At 63.4% G+C, this 22,176-nt stretch carries 16 protein-coding genes; 6 read left to right on the forward strand and 10 right to left on the reverse strand.

Annotation, left to right across the window (positions count from 1 at the left end):
* Window positions 1–49: 49 nt before the first annotated feature.
* From CBW66_RS23825 to CBW66_RS23845, 5 genes are all read right to left on the reverse strand, one after another.
* Window positions 50–3,229 carry an efflux RND transporter permease subunit gene (locus CBW66_RS23825; protein ID WP_086140373.1) on the reverse strand — a complete coding sequence of 1,060 codons (3,180 nt, stop codon included), beginning with the start codon at window positions 3,227–3,229 and terminating at the stop codon, window positions 50–52.
* A gap of 25 nt (window positions 3,230–3,254) precedes the next feature.
* Window positions 3,255–4,460 (reverse strand): efflux RND transporter periplasmic adaptor subunit, encoded by a 1,206-nt coding sequence (locus CBW66_RS23830; protein ID WP_086140374.1) that lies wholly within the window; start codon window positions 4,458–4,460, stop codon window positions 3,255–3,257.
* A gap of 12 nt (window positions 4,461–4,472) precedes the next feature.
* Window positions 4,473–5,711: a TolC family protein gene (locus CBW66_RS23835; protein WP_139841762.1), complete on the reverse strand. Its 1,239-nt coding sequence runs from the start codon at window positions 5,709–5,711 to the stop codon at window positions 4,473–4,475.
* Between the two features lie 90 nt (window positions 5,712–5,801).
* The gene (gene czcI / locus CBW66_RS23840; RefSeq protein ID WP_086140375.1) at window positions 5,802–6,164 is read right to left on the reverse strand and encodes a cation efflux protein, CzcI family; all 363 of its coding nucleotides are present in this window, start codon (window positions 6,162–6,164) and stop codon (window positions 5,802–5,804) included.
* A gap of 42 nt (window positions 6,165–6,206) precedes the next feature.
* Window positions 6,207–7,754 carry a C13 family peptidase gene (locus CBW66_RS23845; protein WP_086140376.1) on the reverse strand — a complete coding sequence of 516 codons (1,548 nt, stop codon included), beginning with the start codon at window positions 7,752–7,754 and terminating at the stop codon, window positions 6,207–6,209.
* A gap of 185 nt (window positions 7,755–7,939) precedes the next feature.
* On the opposite strand from CBW66_RS23845, the gene CBW66_RS23850 reads away from it, so the two are divergent.
* A complete protein-coding gene (locus tag CBW66_RS23850) occupies window positions 7,940–9,883 on the forward strand; it encodes a GAF domain-containing sensor histidine kinase (RefSeq protein ID WP_086140377.1) in 1,944 nt (647 codons plus the stop codon).
* Between the two features lie 197 nt (window positions 9,884–10,080).
* On the opposite strand, the gene CBW66_RS23855 is transcribed toward CBW66_RS23850, so the two are convergent.
* Window positions 10,081–11,592, reverse strand: a complete 1,512-nt coding sequence (locus tag CBW66_RS23855; protein ID WP_086140378.1) for a DUF3369 domain-containing protein — start codon at window positions 11,590–11,592, stop codon at window positions 10,081–10,083.
* A gap of 434 nt (window positions 11,593–12,026) precedes the next feature.
* Here CBW66_RS23855 and CBW66_RS23860 point away from each other — a divergent pair, with 434 nt between their 5' ends.
* Together CBW66_RS23860 and CBW66_RS23865 are read left to right on the forward strand one after the other, a co-directional pair.
* A complete protein-coding gene (locus CBW66_RS23860; protein WP_086140379.1) occupies window positions 12,027–12,530 on the forward strand; it encodes a DUF3016 domain-containing protein in 504 nt (167 codons plus the stop codon).
* A 138-nt stretch (window positions 12,531–12,668) separates the two neighbouring features.
* On the forward strand, window positions 12,669–13,211 hold the full coding sequence (locus tag CBW66_RS23865) for a DUF3016 domain-containing protein (RefSeq protein WP_086140380.1): 543 nt from the start codon (window positions 12,669–12,671) through the stop codon (window positions 13,209–13,211).
* Here CBW66_RS23865 and CBW66_RS23870 read toward each other — a convergent pair whose 3' ends face one another.
* The 3 genes from CBW66_RS23870 to CBW66_RS23880 all read right to left on the reverse strand — a co-directional run bounded on the left by CBW66_RS23870 (window position 13,212) and on the right by CBW66_RS23880 (window position 16,111).
* On the reverse strand, window positions 13,212–13,997 hold the full coding sequence (locus tag CBW66_RS23870) for an ABC transporter substrate-binding protein (protein ID WP_086140381.1): 786 nt from the start codon (window positions 13,995–13,997) through the stop codon (window positions 13,212–13,214).
* A 74-nt stretch (window positions 13,998–14,071) separates the two neighbouring features.
* The gene (locus CBW66_RS23875; RefSeq protein ID WP_086140401.1) at window positions 14,072–14,515 is read right to left on the reverse strand and encodes a thioesterase family protein; all 444 of its coding nucleotides are present in this window, start codon (window positions 14,513–14,515) and stop codon (window positions 14,072–14,074) included.
* A 132-nt stretch (window positions 14,516–14,647) separates the two neighbouring features.
* Window positions 14,648–16,111 carry a PQQ-dependent sugar dehydrogenase gene (locus tag CBW66_RS23880; RefSeq protein WP_086140382.1) on the reverse strand — a complete coding sequence of 488 codons (1,464 nt, stop codon included), beginning with the start codon at window positions 16,109–16,111 and terminating at the stop codon, window positions 14,648–14,650.
* Between the two features lie 286 nt (window positions 16,112–16,397).
* On the opposite strand from CBW66_RS23880, the gene CBW66_RS23885 reads away from it, so the two are divergent.
* Together CBW66_RS23885 and CBW66_RS23890 are read left to right on the forward strand one after the other, a co-directional pair.
* Window positions 16,398–17,504, forward strand: a complete 1,107-nt coding sequence (locus CBW66_RS23885) for an S-(hydroxymethyl)glutathione dehydrogenase/class III alcohol dehydrogenase (protein ID WP_035824324.1) — start codon at window positions 16,398–16,400, stop codon at window positions 17,502–17,504.
* A 116-nt stretch (window positions 17,505–17,620) separates the two neighbouring features.
* A complete protein-coding gene (locus CBW66_RS23890) occupies window positions 17,621–17,854 on the forward strand; it encodes a hypothetical protein (protein WP_086140383.1) in 234 nt (77 codons plus the stop codon).
* 12 nt (window positions 17,855–17,866) lie between these two features.
* On the opposite strand, the gene CBW66_RS23895 is transcribed toward CBW66_RS23890, so the two are convergent.
* Window positions 17,867–18,871, reverse strand: coding sequence for a GlxA family transcriptional regulator (locus CBW66_RS23895; RefSeq protein ID WP_086140384.1), 1,005 nt, complete (start codon window positions 18,869–18,871; stop codon window positions 17,867–17,869).
* Between the two features lie 154 nt (window positions 18,872–19,025).
* Between CBW66_RS23895 and CBW66_RS23900 the strand changes: the two genes are divergently transcribed.
* Window positions 19,026–22,118: a polymer-forming cytoskeletal protein gene (locus tag CBW66_RS23900; protein WP_139841763.1), complete on the forward strand. Its 3,093-nt coding sequence runs from the start codon at window positions 19,026–19,028 to the stop codon at window positions 22,116–22,118.
* The last annotated feature ends 58 nt before the right edge of the window (window positions 22,119–22,176 follow it).

Below are 22,176 nucleotides of genomic sequence, written 5' to 3' on the forward strand. Positions count from 1 at the left end.
CTGCAAGGCCGTAATCCGACGCCGCCACGAGCGCCGGCGCCGTGCCCGATTACGCGTGTCCTTCGCTCACGCGCATGCGGCCCGCTTCCTCTTCCACGTTCTCATCCTTGCGGTACGCCAGCCGGTACAGCAGCGGCAGCACCAGCAGGGTCAATGCCGTCGACGATAAAATGCCGCCGATCACCACGGTGGCCAGCGGGCGCTGCACTTCGGCGCCCGTGCCAGTGGCAATGGCCATCGGCACGAAACCGAGCGAGGCCACCAGCGCCGTCATCAAGACGGGCCGCAGGCGCGTGATGGCGCCTTCCCGTATCGCCTCCTGCAAGGGCATGCCCTGTTCGCGCAGCTGGCGGATGTAGGCGATCATCACCAGGCCGTTGAGCACGGCCACGCCGGACAGGGCGATGAAGCCGACCGCTGCCGAGATCGACATGGGAATGTCGCGCAGCCACAGGGCGACGATGCCGCCCGTCAAGGCGAACGGGATGCCGCTGAACACCAATACACCATCCTTGACGTTGCCGAACATGGCGAACAGCAGCACGAAGACGAGGGCCAGCGCCACCGGCACCACCAGTTCCAGGCGTTTGGTCGCCGACTGCAACTGCTCGAACTGGCCGCCCCAGCTGGTCCAGTAGCCGGCGGGAATGGCCACCTGCGCCTGCAACTGCTGCGTTGCTTCCGCAACAAACGAGCCGATATCGCGCCCGCGCACGTTGGTGCTGATAACGATGCGGCGCTTGCCGTCTTCGCGGCTGATCTGGTTCGGCCCCGGCGCCACTTGCAGGCTGGCCACTTCGCCGAGCGGGATGAAGCGCGCGCGGCCCTCCGCCGCCGCGCCCAAGGGCAGGGCGATGGGCAGGCGTTTGAGTTGCTCCAGGTCGCTGCGCAGGCTGTCGGGCAGGCGCACGACGATGTCGAAGCGGCGGTCGCCCTGGAACAGGGTGCCCGCCTCTTGCCCGCCGATGGCCGTGGCAATGGCCGACTGCACGTCGGCAATGTTGAGGCCGTAGCGCGCCGTCTGCTCGCGGTCGATCTGCACTGTCAGCATCGGCAGGCCCGTCGTCTGCTCGACTTTTACCTCTGTTGCGCCGGGAATCTTGCCCAGCACGCCGGCGATCTTCGCCGCCGTGCTGTCGAGGACAAGCATGTCGTCGCCGAACAGTTTCACGGCCACGTCGCTGCGCACGCCGGAAATCAGTTCATTGAAGCGCAGCTGGATCGGCTGCGAAAACTCGTAGTTGTTGCCGGGCAAACTGGTGGCCGTGGCTTCGATTTCCGCCAGCAATTGCGCGCGCGACTTCTTCGGTTCCGGCCATGCGTCGCGGGGTTTCAGCATGATGTAGCCGTCGGAAATATTCGGCGGCATGGGGTCCGAGGCGATCTCGGCCGTTCCCGTGCGGGCGAAGACGCGCGCGATTTCCTTGTGGTTTGCCATCAGCTTGCTTTCCAGCTGCTGCTGCATGGCCAGCGATTGCGTGAGGCTGGTGCCGGGGATGCGCAGGGCCTGGATGGCGATGTCGCCCTCGTTCAGGATGGGCACGAATTCGCTGCCCATGCGCGTGGCTAGCAAGCCCGACAGCACGACGGCCACCGCCGCGCCCGTCAACACGACGGGCGTGTTGCGCATCACCTTGTCCAGCAGCGGCGCGTACCAGCGCTTGGCGGCGCGCATGATGGCGTTTTCCTTCTCGGCCACCTTGTCGCCGATAAACAGCGCCACGGCGGCCGGGATGAAGGTGATCGACAGCAGCATGGCGCCCAGCAGGGCGATCACCACCGTCAGGGCCATCGGTGTAAACATGCGGCCTTCCACGCCCGTCAGCGCGAAGATGGGCAGGTACACGACCATGATGATCAGCTGCCCGTACAGCAGGGGGCGGCGCGCTTCTTGCGATGCGGAAAATACTTCCTGAAAACGCTCCTGCAAGGTCAGCGGCCGTCCCAGTTTTTGCTGCGCATGGGCCAGGCGGCGCACGCAGTTTTCCACGATCACCACGGCGCCATCGATGATGATGCCGAAATCGAGCGCCCCCAGACTCATCAGGTTGGCGCTGACATGGTATTGCACCATGCCCGTAAACGTGAACAGCATGGCCAGCGGAATCACCATGGCCGTGATGACGGCCGCGCGAATATTGCCGAGGAACAAAAACAAAATGGCGATCACCAGGACGGCGCCTTCGAGCAGGTTTTTCTTCACCGTATTAATCGCCTTGTCGACCAGCACCGTGCGGTCATACACGGTGACGGCGTGCACGCCTTTGGGCAGGCTGCGGTTGATCTCCACCATCTTTTTATCGACGGCTTGCGACACGGCGCGGCTGTTCTGCCCGATCAGCATGAAGACGGTGCCGAGCACCACTTCGCGGCCGTTTTCCGTGGCCGCGCCCGTGCGCAGCTCGCGTCCCAGCACCACGTCGGCCACGTCGCGGATGCGGATGGCCACGCCCTGCACATTGGCGACGGCGATGTTGCCGATGTCGCTTTTCGACGCCACCTGGCCCGGCGCGCGTATCAGCAGCTGCTCGCCCTGCTTTTCGATGTAGCCGGCGCCCACGTTGCTGTTGTTGCGCTCGAGCGCCGTCACCACGTCCTGCAGGCTGATGCCGTAGGCGGCCAGTTTTTCCGGGTAGGGCGCCACCTGGTATTGCTTGGCGTAGCCGCCGATGGCGTTGATCTCCGTGACGCCCGCGACATTGCGCAACTGCGGCTTGATGATCCAGTCCTGGATTTCGCGCAAGTCCGTCGGCGTGTATGGCGTGCCGTCCGGCTTGGTCGCGCCCTCCTGCGTTTCGACCGTCCACAGGTAGATTTCGCCGAGTCCCGTGGACACGGGACCCATCTTCGGTGTGATACCAGCCGGCAAGCTTTCCTTGGCTTCCTGCAAGCGCTCATTGATCATCTGGCGCGCAAAATAAATGTCTGTGCCATCCTTGAAGATCACGGTCACTTGCGACAAGCCATAGCGCGACAGCGAACGCGTCTGTTCCAGGTTCGGCAAGCCGGCCATGGCCGTCTCGATGGGGAAGGTGACCCTTTGTTCGGTTTCCAGCGGCGAATAACCGGCGGACTGGGTATTGATTTGCACCTGCACATTGGTGATGTCGGGCACGGCGTCGATGGGCAGCTTTTGATAGCTGTAGATGCCCAGGGCGGCCATGGCGGCCACGGCCAGCAGCACCAGCCAGCGCTGGTCGATGGCGAAGCGGATCAAGCGTTCAAACATGATGGTTTCCTTTGTCTGGCCGTGATCAATGTTCGTGACCGGCGGAGTCCTTGCCCAGCTCGGACTTCAGGACAAAACTGCCTTGCGCCGCGTACGGCGTGCCGGCGGCCAGGCCCTGCTTGATGTGCGTCAACTTGCCATCGCTGCGCCCCGGCACCACGGGCGTGGCCTGGTAGCCGTCTTTCACCTGCACGAAGACGACGGGCTTGTCTTCCACCGTCTGGATGGCTGTGCTGTGTACGGTGACGGGCGCGTCCGCTTCGCCGGACACCACTTCCACGCTGACGAAGAGGCCCGGGCGCCAGGCCATGTCGGGATTCTGCAAGCTGATGCGTGCTTTCGCCGTGCGCGTCTGTTCGCCCAGCAGCGCACCCACGTAGGTGATCGTGCCTTGCGCGCTGGCGTCAAAAGCGCTGGCTTTCACCTCGGCCTTGCCATTCACGCGCACGGTGGCCAGGTCTTTCGCCGGCACGGCGATTTCCGCCCACACGGTCGACAGGTCGGAAATGACGAAGATGTTCGCGTCTTCCTTGACGGCTTCGCCCAGGGTGATGTGTTTTTCCAGCACCATGCCGTCGAACGGCGCGCGGATGGCGTAGCGGTTCAGCGGACCCTTGCCGGTGTTCGCCGCGCCTAGCGCGCTGAGCTTTTGCTGCGCGTTCTGCACGGCGATTTCCGCCTCGCGCCACGCTTGCTGCGCCTGCAGGTAATCCTGTTCGGCCGAAATCTTCTCGCGCCACAGTTTTTCTTCGCGCTCATACGTGGAGCGTGCCAAGGATAAGCGCCGCTGCGCCGACAGCAGCGCGCTGCGCTGCTCCGACAGTTCCGTGCTGGCGATAACGGCCAGCACTTGTCCCTTTTTGACCAGTTGGCCCAGGTCCGCCTGCACGGCTTCCACCACGCCGGCCAGACGCGGCACGACGTGGGCCGTGCGGTCTTCGTTAAAACGGATTTCGCCGGGCAGGGCGACCGTCGTCTTGATGCGGCCGGGCGCGGCCGTGGCGATGACGACGCCGGCCGCGCGGCTTTGCGCCGCCGTCAATTCCAGCCTGCCTTCCACTTCTGCGTGGCCGTGTTCATCTTTCTTTTCGGCATGGGCTTCCGCCTGGATGGCAGGCGCTGACGGGGCCTTGGAATTGCCCGTGCCCAGGATGAGGATGGCCAGCACGATGCCGGCGGCCGCGATGGAGGCGATGGCGATCGCCTGCTTTTTGTTCAGTGTGATATTCATGGAGGGTATTCCTTACAGGGGAGCTGGTGTGCCCAGCAGGCGCTCGATCTCGGCGGCGGCGTGCTGTGCTTCCGTCAGCGCGCGCAGGTATTGGTTTTTGGCTTGCAGCAAGGTGCGCTGGGCATCGAGTACGTCGAGGAAGGCGAACTTGCCGAACTCAAAGCCCTTGCTGGCCGCGTCGTAGGCGCTTTGTGCGCCAGGCAAGATGTCCTGGCGCAAGCTTTCCACGTCGAGCCGGGCCGTGGCCAGGCGTTCGGTAGCGGCGGCCACGTCGGTCTGCACGGCGATGCGGGCGGCGGCCAGCTCGTCGCTGGCCTTGTCGCTGCGGCGCAGGGCGTCCAATTTGTTGCCCGCATTGCGGTCGAACAAAGGCAATGGCAGGGCCAGGCCGATGATGGCCTGGTTGCGGCCCAGTTCTTCCGAGCGTTTCATGCCGATGCTCACCGTGACGTCGGGCGTGGCGCGCCGCTGTTCCACGTCCAGCATGGCTTGCCGTTGCGCCAGCGCGCTGCGGGCCTGGCGCACGGCCGGGGCTTGCTCCAGGCGCGCCGCCAGTTCGCTGCCTGGCGGCAGTTGCGGCAAGGTTTCCAGGCGGCCTTCTGCCACGCTGAAGCGGGGCGTGGCATTGCCCCACAGGGCGGCCAGGCGTTTGCGGGCGCCGGCCAGCGTGCTGCGGGCCAGGTTCAGCTCCAGCCGCACGCTCGCTTCGGCGACCCTGGCGCGGGTTTCCTCGACAGGGGACGCCTTGCCGGCCGTCACCCGGCGCGCCGTGATGTCGCTGGCGCGCGCGGCCAGCGCCTGCGCGCTGTCGGCCAGGCGCAAGCCTTCTTGCGCCGCCAGCACGTCGACAAAGGCGGAAGTGACGGCGGCGCGCGTGTCGGCTTGCTGCAGGGAAAGGCCGGCCTGCGCCAGGTCTTCGCCGCGCTGCGCGACGGCGGCGCGCGCGCCGCGCTTGCCGCCCAGCTCAATGAGCTGGTTGAGTTGCACGGTGGTGCTGCGCGTGGCGCGCCGCGTGTCTTCCAGCACCGTTTGCAATTCCGGGTTGGGCAGGGCGCGCGCCTGTTGCAGGGCGCCGCCCTGCGCCGCCAGTTCATGGCGGGCGGCCGACAGGGTGGCGTTGCCGCTTTCGGCCAGCAGCAGCGCGGCGGGCAGGGTCAGGGGACCGGCGGGTTCCGCAGGTGTTTGCGCATGGACAAAGTTGCCGGCGAGCAGGCCGGCTGAGAGTAATAACAGATAGATGGAACGGTGCATCGAATTCTCCAGGGTACGGAAAAGAATTCGACGGGACGCGCAGGCTGGCGCCTGGCTTATTGCAATCAGTGAAAGAAACGTCCCGTCGGCCTAGATGGCCGACGACCAGTCGGGGCGCTTGGGAGCGTCCGGGATGTGGGAAGCGTAAAAGAAGGGGGAAGTGTCCGCGTTGACGGACGCCGTGTCGCCGATGGGCAGGCTGGAACCGGCCGGCAGCCACGCATGACCGATGCCATGGCAGACGTTGCAATCGCTGTGCGGCTGGCCTTTTTTCTGCTGCTCAGCTTTATCGCCGGCGGGTTTTTTGTCCGCATCGGCCTTGTGCTGATGGCTGTGGTGGCCCAGGTGCTGCGCCGCCTTGCCTTCCTCGTGCAGGCAATACGCGCTCGCCGCGGCCCAGGACATCTGGAGCGGAAGCACGAACAGCAGCAAAATGAGGAAAAATCGTCGCATGGTGACGGCTATTGTACAGAAAGGCGGGCGGCCGTGCTGTGCTTAGCGTGGCTGGGCGCGCCACGCCTTCAACTGCGCGGCGATGGCCTTGCCCTGGAACAGTTGCGGCTCGGAATGCTCTTCCGCCTCCATGCCGCCTTCGAGGAAATCGGCCGCCTCGCGCGCCTGCACCAGCACTTTTGCCTTGTCGAACGCGTCGGCAAAGCCGGCGCTCTTTGGCAGCGCTTCCTTGAAGTACGCTTCGCTGAAGTAGGTAAAATCGTTCTGGTCGTCGCAGCCGAACGAGGTGCGGTCGCTGCGCGCGGCCGTGATGATGAGGGTGTTGTCATCTTTTAATGGCGCAATGAAGCCGCCCGCATAGCAGGCGGAGATGACGATGACTTTCCAGCGGATGCCGCTGTGCTTGAGCATGCCCGCCAGCTCTTGCGCGGGCAGGCTGTGCAAATCCATGCCGTTTTGCGCCAGCGCCAGTTCGTGCTCGGGCGAGCCGTGGCTGGTGAGAAATAAAAACAGGATGTCGTTGGCCTTGTCCATCTTCGCGCCCAAGGCATCGAGGCTGGCGGCGATGCTGGTGCGCGTGGCCATCGGCTGCTGCGCCACCGTGTTGCGGCTGTTGACCAGCATCAGGGAGCGGCCCACGGTGCCGAAATCGCGGTCGAACTGGCGCTGCACGAAGGCCGTTTCGCGGTGAAACACTTCCTGCGCGCCATCGCCGGCCACGCCCAGCAGGTACAGATTGATCTTTTTCGCCGCATCGCGCGGCGCGATCCGTGCCAGGGCGCCGTCGAGCAGGCTGCGCTGGTTGTACAGGGCCAGCTCGATATTGTCGCGCGTGAGCTTGTCCAGTGCAGGGTCGTCCAGCTGGCCTTCCGTCCAGTTGCCGCTGTCTTCGCGCCGGCCGTCCGCCTGCGCCACGGCGTAGCGCAGCACGCCCTTGCCGTCGAACTGGCCATTCTTGAAGCCGCCCCGGTATTCGTCGCCGTCGGCCGTGCGCAGCACGCCTACACCCTCGAATTTCCAGTCTTTCAGCTCGCCTTCGTAGCGGATGCCGTCGCTGGTGGTGACCTTGGCCTTGCCCTGCACCTGGCCCTGGACGAAGTCGCCTTCGAAGACGGTGCCGTCCGTGTCGGTCAGCTTGCCGGCGCCGTGCGGGCGCCAGTGCTTGAACTGGCCTTCGAAGGTGGCGCCGTCGGCGCCCTGGAAGCGGCCTTGTCCCTCGAAGCTGCCGTTGACGAAGCTGCCCGCATAGATTTCCCCCTTGGGCGAGGTGTAGCGGCCGATGCCGTCGAAGGCGCCCTGGCGGAAGGCGCCCGTGTATTCGACGCCGGACGCCTGGCGCAGCTTGCCCTGGCCGGAAAACACGCCGCGCGCAAAACCCCCTTCGTAAAACGCGCCGCTCGCGTATTCGAGCCGCCCCTGGCCATGCATCTTGCCCGCGACGAGGGGGCCGAAATAGCGTCCGCCATCGGCCGTTTCCGCCGCCGGCGCCTTGGCTGGCGCGGCGCACAGCGGCGGCATGCCCAGCGCGGCAAAGGCCAGCAGGCCGGCGAGGGTGTAGGGGCGAAGCTTGGCGCGTAGCGTGGCGGTCATGAGGACGGTCTGGTCTGTAGGAAGGGGCCTAGTCTGCCACTGTATCGCCAAGGTGGCAAATGCGCGCGTGGCGTGTGTTGCTCTGCCTCAAGGCAAGATTCTGCGTTTTATGCCGTGCCAAGGCGGGGCTGAACTGATAATATTGTTTTCCAGAACATATATTTGCACAAGGCACATAGTCACCCATGGAAAGCCGTCTCAGCCGCCTGGAAGCCGTCCAAACCGTGTTGCTGGAAATCGGGCAGCGCTCGAGCACCTGCAGCGATATCAGCGAATTCCTGCAGGCGGTGCATACGGCGCTGGGGCGCATCATGTATGCGGCCAACTTTTACGTGGCGCTCAGCGACCGCGACGACGGCCTGGTGCGCTTTCCGTATTTTGTCGACGAATTCGACGCCGCGCCCGATCCGGACGAGGGCGTGCGCCTGGCCAGCGCGGCGCAGTCGCCCACGGCATGGGTCATCGTCAACCGCAAGCAGCTGGTGATGACGGCCGCCGACGACGCCATGCGCGCCATCGGCGGCGGCGCCTGGGGCGGCGGCACGGCGGCCGAGCACTGGATCGGCTGCCCGCTGCTGGACCAGCAGCACCAGGTGCTGGGCGCCATCGTCATCCAGAGCTATGACGCGCAGCACCGTTTCAGCCTGGAAGACCAGGCCCTGTTCGCGCTGATCGCCACGCACGTGTCGAGCGCCTTGCAGGGCATGCAAAGCATGGACCGGCTGGAAAAGGCGGTGCAGGAGCGCACGGCCCTGCTGGCGCACGAGGTGGCCGAGCGGCGGCGCGCGGAAAACCTGCAGCATGCGCTGTATGAAATCGCCAACCTGTCGGCGCAGGCGGCCGACGCGACGACCCTGTATGCGCGCCTGCACGCCATCATCAGCGAGCTGGTGACGGCAAAGAATTTCCTCATCGCCCTGTACCACCCGGACAACAAGGACATCACGATCCCGTATTTCGTCGACGAGAAGGATGCGCAGGCGCCCGTGAAACGCTTTCATTACGGCATCGGCATGAGTTCGTACGTGCTGGCGCGCCGGCAGGCGTGCCTGCTCGATGCGGACAGCTATGCGGCACTGGTGGCCAGCGGCGAAATGGACGAGCCGCTGGGCAATGTGGGCATCGCCAGCTGGATGGGCGCGCCCATGCTGCTCGGTGATCGGAAATATGGCGTGATCATCGTGCAAAGCTACGACGAATCCGTCGTGTATGGCCAGGCGGAACTGGACGTGCTGGCCTTCATGGCCAGCCACGTGGCCGTGGCGATGGCGCGCATCCAGGCCGACAGCGCCATGCGCCAGGCCAAGGAAGCGCTGGAAGAGCAGAATGCGGCCCTGAACAGCGCCTTGAGCGCCCTGCAGGAAGCGCAGTCGGAACTGGTGCGCCAGGAAAAGCTGGCGTCCCTGGGACGGCTGGTGGCCGGCGTGGCGCATGAAATCAATACGCCGCTGGGCATATGCGTCACGGCCACCAGCCACCTGGTGCAGGAATTGAAACTGACGCGCGAAGACCTGGAAGGCGGCCAGCTCGACGAAGACGGCTTGCGGCAATTTTTCGACATCATCGACCAGACCTTGCGCATCATGACGACGAACACACAGCGCGCCGCGGCGCTGGTGCGCAGCTTCAAGCAGGTGGCCGTGGACCAGTCATCGGATGAATTGCGCAGCTTTAATCTGCGCAAATATCTCGATGAAATCCTGCTCTCGCTGCAGCCCAAGCTGAAAGGCAAGCCCGTGAAAGTGGAGATCGACTGCGCGCCCGAGGTGCAGCTGCGCAGCTATCCGGGTGCCGTCTCGCAGATCGTCACGAACATGGTGGTCAATTCACTCGTGCACGGCTTTGCCGAAGGCGAGCCGGGCAAGATCAAGATCAGCGTGCGGACGGCCGGCGACATGCTGGAACTCGATTACAGCGATGACGGCATGGGCATGGACAGCGCCACCCTGGGCCAGCTGTTCGACCCTTTCTTCACGACCAAGCGCGGTTCGGGCGGCAGCGGCCTCGGTGCGCATATCTTGTATAACCTGGTGACGGGGCCGCTGGGTGGCACCGTAAAAGTGGTCAGCGCGCCGGGGATGGGATTGCATTACAAGATCCGTTTTCCGCTGGAGCCGAAGAGTGCTTGAAACTTGAAAACGGCGCGCCGGAGACGCGGTCCTGAGAAAATGCCGATGGCGGCGTTGCGGCTCCTTGCCGTACATGCGTACTGTCTGCGTCGCCGCGCCTTGCCCTCGGCATTTTTCAGGCCCGCTCGGCCCGGAGAGCCCAAGTTGGGGTCTTGGGCCGAAGCGTGGTTTGCCGAGCGTAATCCGGCGTACGCCTTCTAATCCGGGAAACGTTGATTCAGCGCCAGCGCTTCGTCCAGGTTCGCAATCAGCAACTCCACATATTGCGGATCCAGATGGCTGCCGCTCACTTCGCGCAGGTAGCTGACCACGCGTTCCAATGGCCAGGCATCCTTGTAGCAGCGCTTGTGCATGAGGGCGTCGAAGACGTCGGCGACGGCGGCGATGCGCGCGTATTTGTGGATGGCTTCGCCCACCAGGCCTTGCGGATAGCCGCTGCCGTCGAATTTTTCATGGTGCTGGTGGGCGATCACGGCGGCCGCCTTCAAGAGCGGGCGCTGCGAGCCGTCGAGGATGGACATGCCCACTGTCGGATGTTGCTTCATGATTTCCCACTCGGCCGCGTCGAGCTTGCCCGGTTTCAGCAGCACGGCGTCGGGCGTGGAAATCTTGCCGATGTCGTGCATGGGCGCCGCGTGGCGCAGCACCATGGTTTCCTCTTCCGACATGCCGGATGCCTGCGCCAGCAGCTGGCACACTTCGGCCATGCGGCGCACGTGGTTGCCGCCTTCATGCGAGCGCGATTCAACCACGTCGCCCAGGCGCAGGATCAGCTCGGCCTGGGTATCGGTGATTTCCTGCGTCAGCAGGATGTTGTCGAAGGCGATGGCCACGCCGGAACAAAATACTTCCAGCAGCTGCGCATCGAGGTCGGAAATTTCTTCTACGCCCTTGAGCACCAGCAAGGAAGCCTTGCCGCTGCTGTTCGGGAAATAGCCGACATAGGTGTCGCCATGCAGGCGCGAGATTTTATTGCTCTTGGCATCGTCCAGCTGCGACAGCAGGGAAGGGCTGAGGATGCCGCCATCGGCTTCATGGTCGCCGATCTGCGCGAGGATTTCATAGTCCTGCTCGCCCGTGATGGCGCTGGCGCCGCGCAGGCGCAGCAGCATGCTCGTTTCCAGGCGCAGCAGGGCGACGACTTGCTGCAGCAGGCCGCTGGCGAAGTCGCGCAGGTTGCGCTGCTTGAAAATGTGCGCCGAGGCGGCGATGACGCGCTCGAGGCCTTCGCGGTAGTGGAGCTGGGCCTGGCGCGCCTCTTCCACCTTCATGATGTCGCGGTAGGCGCGCAGGGCGGCAAAGGTGGTGGTAAACAGCTTGGTGCGGTCGAGCTCGGTTTTTTCCTTGTAGTCGTTGATGTCGTAGTTGACGATCACCCGTTCTTCCGGCGCCTGTCCCGGCTGCCCCGTGCGCAGCACGATGCGCGTAAACTGGTTGCCCAGGTCTTCGCGCATCCAGCGTGCCACTTCCAGGCCGCTGTCTTCGCGTTCCATCACCACGTCGAGGAAGACCAGCGCGATGCCTTCTTCGCGCGCCAGCACCTGCTTGGCTTCGGCGCCGCTGTATGCGTGCACGAAGCTCAGGGCGCGGCCCTCGAGACGGAAACGGCTCAGCGTCAGTTCGGTGATGTCGTGGATGTCGGGTTCATCATCGACGAGCAGGACTTTCCAGGGAGGTAACTTGGGCGATGCAGATGACAAAAATGACATAAGGACGAGTTCCGCTAAAAGGCATAACCGACGCAATGCTGAGACGCCCGCGCCAGGAATTCCTGTGCGCCATGACCGGCGTTGCGCGTTTTTCGGGCGCATTCTGTCGATTGTAGACCGACCGCTAAGTATTAACAATAAGCAAGAACAATTGACTAAAATCATGCAACACACGTGCCAAAAAAGCACTTTCAATTCATGTTGTCTACACTATCTATACTTTATCGCTTAGGCAACTATATTTTCAAGACAATACTTTGTTTTAATTAATATTGCTAATGAATCTGCAAAAAAATGCGGCGTCGTTCCCGCTTGGCGAAAAAACGGAAAAGTAACAAGGTATGAATTACGCGCCAGAAGGGACTGGAGCGCGCTATATTGGGCAGGCATAAGAAGTGGCTCCATGCCACTCACATTTCCTGAAAGGGTACATCATGCAAAAGCAAACGACACGCGCCCTGATCGCCGGCCTGGCCTTGCTGGCCAGCAGCGTGGCCTGGGCAGGAACTGAAGTGCGGTTCAGCAAACCGGATCAATACACGGACGTTCCGTTCAATCCGCAGGACCGCGACGACGTGCTGAAGGAACTGAGCCGGCATTTCGAGAAACTGGGCGCATTGCTGCCGCCCGGGCAAACCTTGAAAATCGACGTCACGGACGTGGATCTGGCGGGACGTGAAAACCCATCGTTGCGTGCCGGCCAGGATATCCGCGTCATGAATGGCCGGGTCGACTGGCCGCGCATGCGCCTGCACTATGTGCTGGAACAGGATGGCAAGGTCATCAGTAGCGGCAATGCGGCCCTGTCGGACATGTCGTACCTGACCCGTCTCAATCCTTACTTCAGCAATGAAAAGTTGCGCTATGAAAAGTTGATGATCGATGACTGGTATGCCGATACCTTTGGCATCAAGGTAAAGCGCCACGCGCGCAAGTAAGCGGCCCGGTCAGCCGCGTGGCGCCACGCGAAACGTATTGCGCTCCAGAAATGTTCACTTCAGGCTATAGTCAAGCAGGGTAGGCAGAGGCCGGCATGGAGCTGCCGCCGGGCCGTGAACTTTCTGGAAGGAAAGCATATGCGTATTTCCACGATGACGAAAACATGGATAGCCGCCTTGGCACTGGCTGCGGGCAGCAGTGCCTGGGCGGGCGTCCAGGTGACGTTCGAGAAACCCGACGACTATTCCGATGTGCCGTTCAGCTCGCGCGACCGGGAGCAGGTGCTGGCGGGTCTGGCGGATCACTTCACTTGGCTGGGCAAGAGCTTGCCCCACGGTCAGGACCTCAGGATCGAGATCACCGATGTCGACCTGGCGGGACGCGAAGACCCGGCGCGCCGCGGCGCCTTCGATGTGCGCGTGATGACGGGCCGTGCTGACTGGCCCCGTCTGCGCTTGCGCTATACGCTCGAGCAACATGGCAAAATCATTGCCAGCGGCAATGCTTATCTGTCAGATATGTCCTATTTGCAACATATCAACCGTTATTCCAGCAACGATGCCTTGCGCTATGAAAAGCGCATGATCGACGAGTGGTTCAAGAATACCTTCGGCGTCAAGCCCCAGGGCCGCAGCAGTCCCGTCCTGACCTTGCAGCCGCGCGACGTTCAGCGCAGGTAATCAACGCAGATAAGCGTCTTCGATGTGCGCCAGCTGGCCGTTCTTCCGCATGGCAAGCAGGGCGGCATTCATCTTCTCGATGAAATCGGTCTTGTAGGAAGGCGTGTTACGGGCGCTGTAGGCGATGTAGGTGGCTTCGGACGACAGTTCCAGCACTTCGCGCAAGTGAAAACCGTAGCCGGCCAGTTCGCCTTGCAGCCGGCGCGCCGTATAGCGTGCCGCGCCGCGGTCGCTGGCGTAGCAATCGATGCGCCGCAGGGCCAGTTTCTTCAGATTCGCCTCATTGCCCTTGGCCGCATCCAGGCGCAACAACCCCTGGCGGGCGGGCACCATCAACTTTTCCGACAGTAAAAATCCTGTGTTGACGCCGATGGTCAGGCCCGCAAAGTCGGTCGGGAAGTGCGTGCGCGGCGTGCGCATGACGGCGTCATGGCAAAACAGCACCACCGATTCGCGGTGCAGCATGTCCGAGTACGGCTGCACGTATAGCCGTTCCGTCTTGCGTCCGGGCGGGAACAAGCCGAAAACCTTGCCTTTTTCCAGAGCATCGAGTCCCCGTTTCCAGGGGCGCGGCTGCAGTTCCAGCCGGTACTCGGGCATCCGGCTGGACGCCTGGCGCAGGATATCGATGTACATGCCCTTGAAGGCCCCGTTTTCCACATAGCTGTACGGCGCATAGTCATCGTCGCCGTACAGGATGACGGTTTGCGGCGCGGCCAAGGCGGACGGCAACATGCCCGGCAGGGCCAGGGCCAGGCACAGTCTTGCCAGTATTGCTGCTTGCATGCCGCTCCAGAATTAATGTCTTCCTGATAAGCATACAGCATGGCGGCATGACGGCCCGTTTAATTGGACCTGAATCAATCGATCCAGTTTACCTGTGGAAACTTGCTGCCGAACTCTTCCGCCATGGGCACGACCTGGCTGCGCTTGTAGTTGAAGAAGACAAAGCCGGACTTGGCCATGGCGATCAGGGTATTGTCGCGCGGGCGCGTGATGCGGAAGGTGATGTCGCCGCCATACTTGTTGAAATCCATGACGCCCACTTCGAACAACAGCTGGTCGCGCGCATGGGCTTCGGCGCGGTAGGTGGTGGCCAGGTCGGTGACGATGATGCCGGTGCCGTCCGCTTCGATGTCGCGCACGCCATATTCGAACAGGAAGCGGGCGCGCGCCTCGGAAATCATGGAAATCATGGAATCGTTGCCGAGATGGTTGCCGGCGTTGATGTCCGTCGTGCGTACCGTCAGTTGCGAGGAATAGCAGTACTGGTCTTCGGGGAATTCAAGTTTCAAACGGGCCATGGTGTTCTCTTGGGCTGGTGCGCAGGGCGCGGCGAAAAAATCCAATTCTAGCCGGTTCGCCGTGCCCCGTCGAAAAACGCCGCCTCAGGCGTGCGCTGCCATCACTGCTTGCGCACGCTGCTTGGCCTATGCTTATTTACGGACAATCCGGTACACCTTGCCCGTGCCGCTCAGCATGTACAGCTCGTTTTGCGCATCCTGGCCAAAGGACAGGATGTTGCCCACGTTCGTGATGCCCCAATCTGTCACAGCGGAGGCGGCGCCATTGCTGTAGCCGAAACTTCTCAGCCAGCCGCCGCAGTAGTCCGAATACAGGTATTGCCCGGCCAGTTCCGGCACGGCCGTGCCCCGGTACACATAGCCGCCCGTGATGGAGCAGTTGCCCGCACTGCCGGTGTCGTATTCGATAACGGGCAATACCAGACCCGCCTGATTGCAGCTGGCACTGTTGTAGCAATGCGCGCCTTCCATGATGTTCCAGCCATAGTTGTTCCCCGCCTGGCCCACGGGGCGCACGTCGACCTCTTCCCAGTTGGCCTGGCCCACGTCGGCGATGTACAGCAGCTGGCCCGGCACATCGAAGGCGTAGCGCCACGGATTGCGCAAGCCGTAGGCCCAGATTTCGCCGCGCGCGCCTGCCGTACCGGCAAATGGATTGCCCGGCGGAATGGCGTACGGCTGGGCCACCGTGCTGGCGTTGACGTCCAGGCGCAGCAGCTTGCCCAGCAATATGTTCGTGTTTTGCGCGTTGCGGGGCGGATCGCCCCCGCTGCCGCCGTCGCCCGTGCCCGCGTACAGATAACCGTCCGGGCCAAAGCTGAGCAAGCCGCCATAGTGGTTGCTGAACGTGGGGTGGGGGATGGTGATAATGGCGAGCGCGGACAGGGGATCGGCCACGTTGGCGTTGCCGGCCGACACTTGCCGGCGCTCGATGACGATATCGCCGGCCAGGTTGGTGTAGTAGATGAAAAAATAGCCGTTGCCCGCGTATTGCGGATGGAAGGCCAACGACAGCAGGCCCCGCTCGCCGCTGGTGGTGGTGAGCGCACTGATGTCGAGGAAGGGCGTGGCCAGCAGGCTGCCGTTCTGCACCACGCGGATGCGGCCGGGGCGCTCCACGATGAAAAGGCGGCTGTCGCCGGGCGGCGCCGTGAGGAAGATGGGGGCGTCCAGTCCGCTGGCCACTTCCTGCAGGCGCAGGGCCAGCGGCGCGGCTGCCGCATACAGGACGCTGGCGCCGGCTGTGGCGCCCGCATTGACTTGCACCTGCTGCGTGACGGGCGTGGGCGCCAAGGTGCCTGTGCCTTGCGCCACGCTGGCGGCATTGATGGCGTAGGCGCCGGGCGCCAGGTCCGTCAAGGTGGCGCTGGCCGTCAAGGTCTTGCTGTACGACGCGGGTCCCGTGACCGTCACGGCAGCCGCCACGCCAGCGGGCAGGCCGCCGATGGTGACTGTCAGGCTGCCGGTCGTCGCGCCGGGCGGCGGGTGTCCGCCACCACCGCCACCACCGCCGCCACAGGCGGCCAGCAGGGCCAGACAGCCTGCCAGCAGCAGGGCCGGCCAGGGACGGGAAAAGCGGGAAAATATATTGCGCATGTCAGTCTCCTGCGGGAAGGACACAACGGCTGCTCAATAGGTGATCAGGTGAAGGACCTGTGCCAAGAATGCGCGTCTCGATGGTGGCAAGATTGAGCTGGCGCAAACGGATCTCATACTGGCGCCAGCATACGCCCCGCTTCTGCCGCCCTTCCGTGCGCTGCTGCACCGTGCGGCGCCATCGGACAAATGCGCCGCGTTTTCAGACAAGCGCGGGGGCCCTTGCCCCGCCACGCCCGCCGGCGTCCGATAATGGCGCATCTGAAACCGAGCAGGAAGACATCCCATGAAAACCAAAGCCGCGATTGCCTGGAAGGCGGGCGCCCCGCTGACCATCGAAGAAGTCGACCTGGCGGGCCCGCGCGCGGGCGAAGTGCTGGTCGAGCTCAAAGCCACGGGCATTTGCCATACCGATTACTACACCTTGTCCGGTGCCGATCCGGAAGGCATCTTCCCTGCCATCCTCGGCCATGAGGGCGCCGGCGTCGTCGTCGACGTGGGCCCGGGCGTGACGACCCTGAAAAAGGATGACCACGTCATCCCGCTGTACACGCCGGAATGCCGCCAGTGCAAATTCTGCCTGTCGCAAAAGACGAATCTGTGCCAGGCCATCCGCTCCACGCAGGGGCGCGGCCTGATGCCGGACGCCACCAGCCGTTTTTCGCTGAATGGTCAGCCGCTGTTCCACTACATGGGCACGTCGACCTTTTCCAATTACATCGTCGTGCCGGAAATCGCGCTCGCCAAGATCCGTGAAGACGCGCCGTTCGACAAGGTTTGCTACATCGGCTGCGGCGTGACGACGGGCGTGGGTGCGGTATTGTTCTCGGCCAAGGTCGAGGCGGGCGCCAACGTGGCCGTGTTCGGCCTGGGCGGCATCGGCCTGAACGTGATCCAGGCGGCGAAGATGGTCGGCGCCGATAAAATCATCGGCATCGACATCAACCCGGCGCGCCAGGCCATTGCGCGCAAGTTCGGCATGACGCATTTTATCAACCCGAACGAAGTGGAAAACGTCGTCGATGCCATCGTGCAGCTGACCGATGGCGGCGCCGACTACAGTTTCGAATGCGTGGGCAATACGACCCTGATGCGCCAGGCGCTCGAGTGCACGCACAAGGGCTGGGGCAAGTCCTTCATCATCGGCGTGGCGGCGGCCGGCCAGGAAATTTCCACGCGCCCGTTCCAGCTGGTGACGGGACGCGAGTGGCGCGGTTCGGCCTTCGGCGGCGCGCGCGGCCGCACGGACGTGCCGAAGATCGTCGACTGGTATATGGAAGGCAAGCTCAACATTGACGACCTGATCACGCACCGCCTGCCGCTCGAGCGCATCAATGAGGGCTTCGACCTGATGAAGAGCGGCGAATCGATCCGTTCCGTCGTGTTGTACTAGTTTTATCGGATGTACTCATTGCGCAACACATAACGGACGGGGCAGGGCGGCAGGCTGTACTTCGCCGCCTGCCCCTGCTAGTGTGAAGACATCACGCCTTGCCTTGGGAGCCGTTCATGTTTGCCACTGCCTATCTCGCGACCTTGCGCCGCATGCTGCCCGTCTTCCTGGGGGCGGCCCTGTCTTCCCTGCTGGCCTTATGGTGGAGCAATGCCGCCAGCCTTGCCACGCCCGCCATCTGGCTGGCGCTGCTGGCCACCTATCTGCTGTGCGCGCTGATGTTCACGCCGCTGGCCTGGCACCGCCAGCAGCTGGCCACGCGCCACGTGCGCACGAACAAGTCGCGCTGATCCTCGCTGCGCCTAGCGCGCCGTGCTGGAAAAGCGCTCGCGGTAGTCGCGGGGCGTGATGGCAAGTTTTTTTTGAAACAGGCGGCGCAGCCTGTCCTCGCTGTGCAGGCCCGCCTGCGCGGCCACCTGTTTTAAGGAGGACACATTGTCTTCCAGTAAACGGCGTGCCACTTCGAAGCGGGCTGTGTCGATGAATTCCGTGGGGCTGATGCCCGTTTCGCGCTGGAACACGCGCGTAAAATTGCGCTCGCTCATGGCCAGCCTGGCCGCCAGCAGCGGCACAGTCAGCTCTTCCGCCAAGTGTTCCATGATCCATCCCTGCAATTGCCGGATGGTCGGATGCGTCGTCATCTGGCTCGACAGGTGCACGGAAAACTGCGACTGGCCGCCGGGCCGCTTCAGATACACGACCAGGTCGCGCGCCACTTCGAGCGCGATATCGCGGCTGAAATCGTCTTCCACCAGGGCCAGCGCCAGATCGATGCCGGCCGTGACGCCCGCCGACGTCCAGAATTTCCCTTCCCGCACGAAAATCGCGTCGGCATTGACCTGTATTAATGGATAGCGCTGGCGCAGGCTGTCCACGGCGCTCCAGTGCGTGGCGGCAGTCTTGCCGTCGAGCACACCGGCCTCGGCCAGGAAAAAGCAGCCCGTGCACAGGGCCGCCAGGGTGGCGATGCGGGGCGCCGCCTCGGCCACCCAGGCGGCGAGGGCGGGAATGTCCTGCAAGACTTGCTCGACGTGGTGGCAGCCCACGATGACGGCCAGGTCGGGCAGGCGGCTGGCATCGAGCGCCTTGCTGGCATGCAGCGACATCAGGGTGTCCGACTCGACCGGGCCGATGGCCGTCGAGGCGATGCGCACGTCGTAGCCGCCAGGCAGATTGCGCAGGCGCAAATGGGTGTTGGCGTAGTCAAAGACTTTCATGGCGCCGATGGCTTCGAGCGCCTTGAAGCCGGGATAGACGACGATGTCCACGGTGCGCAGGGGGAATTCTTTGGGGCTTTGCTTGATCATGCGATATGCGCGAGGGTGAAAAATACTGCCATAATGCAACAATGGCGATGGCGTAGACTAGCATGGAATCACCGACGCGCCCGCTGACTTCCCACCCATCGGCTTCCTGAATATCGTGCGCTTACTCCATTTTTTTGCCTCCCTGACATTGTTGTTGGGCTCCTCCCTTGTCCACGCGGCCACGCTCAACTTCAATGGCGGCGCCGTTAGCGGCTGCAGCCTGCCAGCGTCAAGCACCCAATACACGTGCGCCACCCTTCTTATGGGCAGCACCGACAATGTCGTCATCGCCAGCGGCTATGGCGTGACGGTCAACAGCGATGTGAGCATCGGCTACAACCAGGGTCTGAGCATGAGCGGTACGGCCGCCCTGACGGCCAACCGCAATATCGACATCAGCAATGTCAATCCGCCCAATCTGAAAATCACGGGCGGCAGCTTGACGGCCAAAGGCGGTAATTTCAATGCGGGATCGCAGGGCGGCACGGTGCTCGTGGCCGATATCTCGGCCGCGTCCGTCTCGCTGGGCGGCACGCCCGTAAAGGTGACGGGCAACATCACGGCGACGGGCAATATCGATATTTCTTCCGGCTCGACGCTGACTGGCGCCATCAGCGGCGGATCGATCAGCAGCAATTCCAACGTCACCATCAGCGGCAGCGTCAAAGCCACGGGCAGCGTCAGCATCGGCTCAAGCTCGACGATAGCCGGCCCCATCAGCGGCAGCGCCGTCAGCACCAGTTCCAGCGTGACGATCACGGGCGACGTGACGGCCGTCAATTCCTTCAGCCTCGGTTCGGGCAGCAGCCTGACGGGCACCACGACGGCGCCCGTCGTCAGCATCGATGCGTCCAACAGCAAGGTGCAGGGCGACATCACGGCCAGCACCTCGCTGTCCGTCGGCTCGGGCAGCCAGGTGAAGGGCAACCTGACATCGCCCACCATCGACCTGAAGGCGTCCGGCCTGCTCGTCACGGGCGACGTGAAGGCGCTGACTTCGCTGTCGATCGCCTCCGGCAACGGCATCAAGGGCAATGTGGAGGGCGGCAATGTCACCCTCGATTCCTCGAATGCGTATATCACCGGCAATGCCCTGGTCGACCACATCACCCTGGGCTGGCAGGGGAGGGTGCAGCAGACGATTACCTGCAAGGCCTATACGCCATCGAATCCGTGCAGCTGCGTGACGAACAACAGCGGCTGGCCCTACACCGATCCGCTGGGGCCGAAATGCGGCCCCGGTACGCCGAGCGGACTGCACCATTTCCAGATCGAGCACCCAGGCACGGCCCTGACGTGCGCGCCGCAGACGGTGACGGTGACGGCGTGCGCGGATGCCGCCTGCAGCGCCAGATACACGGGTGGCGCGACTGTCACCGTCAGCCCTGGCGGCACGGCGACGCCGATCGGTAACAGCGGCGTGGCGACGGCCAGCGTGCGCCAGTACACCGTTGGCACGGCTACCCTGAGCCTGACGAGCGTGCCCGGCACCACGGGCGCGCTTGTCTGCAAGCGGGCGGTGGGTGCCAGCAGCAGCTGCGACATGGCCTTTGCCGAGACAGGCTTGACGGTCATCCCCGTCAATCATGTCTCGGCCAAGCCGCAGGCGTTCGATATCAGCGCCGTGCAAGCCGGCCCCGACGCGCAAGCTTGCGTGCCGCTGTTCAAGAATACCAGCAAGGATTTGACCCTCAGTTGCAGCTATAGCAATCCCGCCAGCGGCACCTTGCCCGTCTTGATCAAAGGCACGGGGGGCTTCGTGCCATTGGCCGCGAGCGCCAGCAGCGCGTGCAGCGCGACGGGCCAGTCCGTCAACCTGGCGTTCGACAACACGGGCGTCGCCACGGCCATCATGTCGTATGCGGACGTGGGCAAGCTGAATTTGACGGCCACTTATACGGGGTCGGCCACGACCGGCGACGTCGGCTTGAGTATGAAGGGCAGCGCCGACGTCGTTGTCGTGCCTGCCTCCTTCAGCATCTCTGCCATTGCCAGCCCCCAGCGCGCGGGGGCGCCCGTGATGATCAGCGCGCGCGCGCTCAATAACCTCAAGGCCCTGACGCCGAACTTTGGTAACGAAAAATTGTCAGAGACGGTGCTGCCTTCGCTGGCCAGCCTGGTCAAGCCGGCGGAGACCGATTTTTCTGATCGAGCCAAGCCGGCCATGCAGGGTAGCGTGGTCTTCGCCAATGGTAGCGTTGCCAGCAGCGACATGAGCTGGCCGGAAGTGGGAACGATCACCATCGCCCTGAATCTGGCCAACCGCAACGGCTATCTGGATGCCAACATTGCTGTGCCGACCTTGCTGAAGGCTTCGGGGTTGAGCGATGAGGTGCGGTTCATCCCGCACCACTTCATCACGGAGCTGATCAAGAACGGCGCTGCCGAAAGCACCGCCACGCCTTGCGCCGCACCGCTCACCTGCGCCGACGATGGGGAGAAAGGCCGTTACGCCTACTCTGGGCAGGCGATAGGCGTGCGCGTGACCGCGCGCGCCCTAGGGGAAGCGACGACCCAAAATTATGACGAACGCAACCCGACCGTGCTGGCACCCGTGCTGCTCGATGGCTGGGATGCGGCCACGGGCAAGATTTCCTTTCCGCCGAGCACTTCTGATGGAAGCAGCCGTCTCACCGATGGCAAGAGGGAGCAAAATACCGTCACCGGCGTGGCGCCCGCGAAGTTCATCCTCGGCGTTGCCTCGTCCTTGGTTGCCTACCGTTTCCCGGGCAAGGCAGGCGTGCCAGCGAAGGTGGCGCCCACCGACGTGCGCTTGCGCGCCAGCAGCACGTATCCGGACGGCGCCATCGTCAACTCAACCTCGCCAGTGATCCAGAACGAGGCACGGATGACTGTGCTGTCGGGGCAATGGATGGTGCCCCACAGCTATGGCTCCGAGTTGCTGCCCGTCAGGCTGGCCGTGCAAGTCCAGTACTGGAATGGGACGAAATGGGTCACGAATCTGCTCGACAGCATCAGTGCGATCAAGAAAACGGATGTGGTGCTGGCCAATTGCAAGAAAACGCTGGACTGCGCCAAGCTGGCCGTCGATGACCGGACGTATACCGTTGCTCAAGGAACATTGCCAAAAGCCAATCTCCTGACGCTGCTGGCGCCCGGCGCCAACAACAGCGGCAGCGTGGACGTTTCCGCTACTAAACATCCCTATCTGGCCAGCACGGTGGGCGTCGTCGTCTTTGGCATCCTCAGATCCGGCCCCGTGATTTACCTGCGCGAGATATATTGATCCTGCTGGACAAAGGGCGGGCGCAGAAAGGGAGAAAAACCAGTAACATGGCTGGCTG

Origin of the sequence: Janthinobacterium sp. GW456P, from assembly GCF_002127655.1 — a bacterium.
In the GTDB taxonomy this organism is placed as follows: domain Bacteria; phylum Pseudomonadota; class Gammaproteobacteria; order Burkholderiales; family Burkholderiaceae_D; genus Janthinobacterium.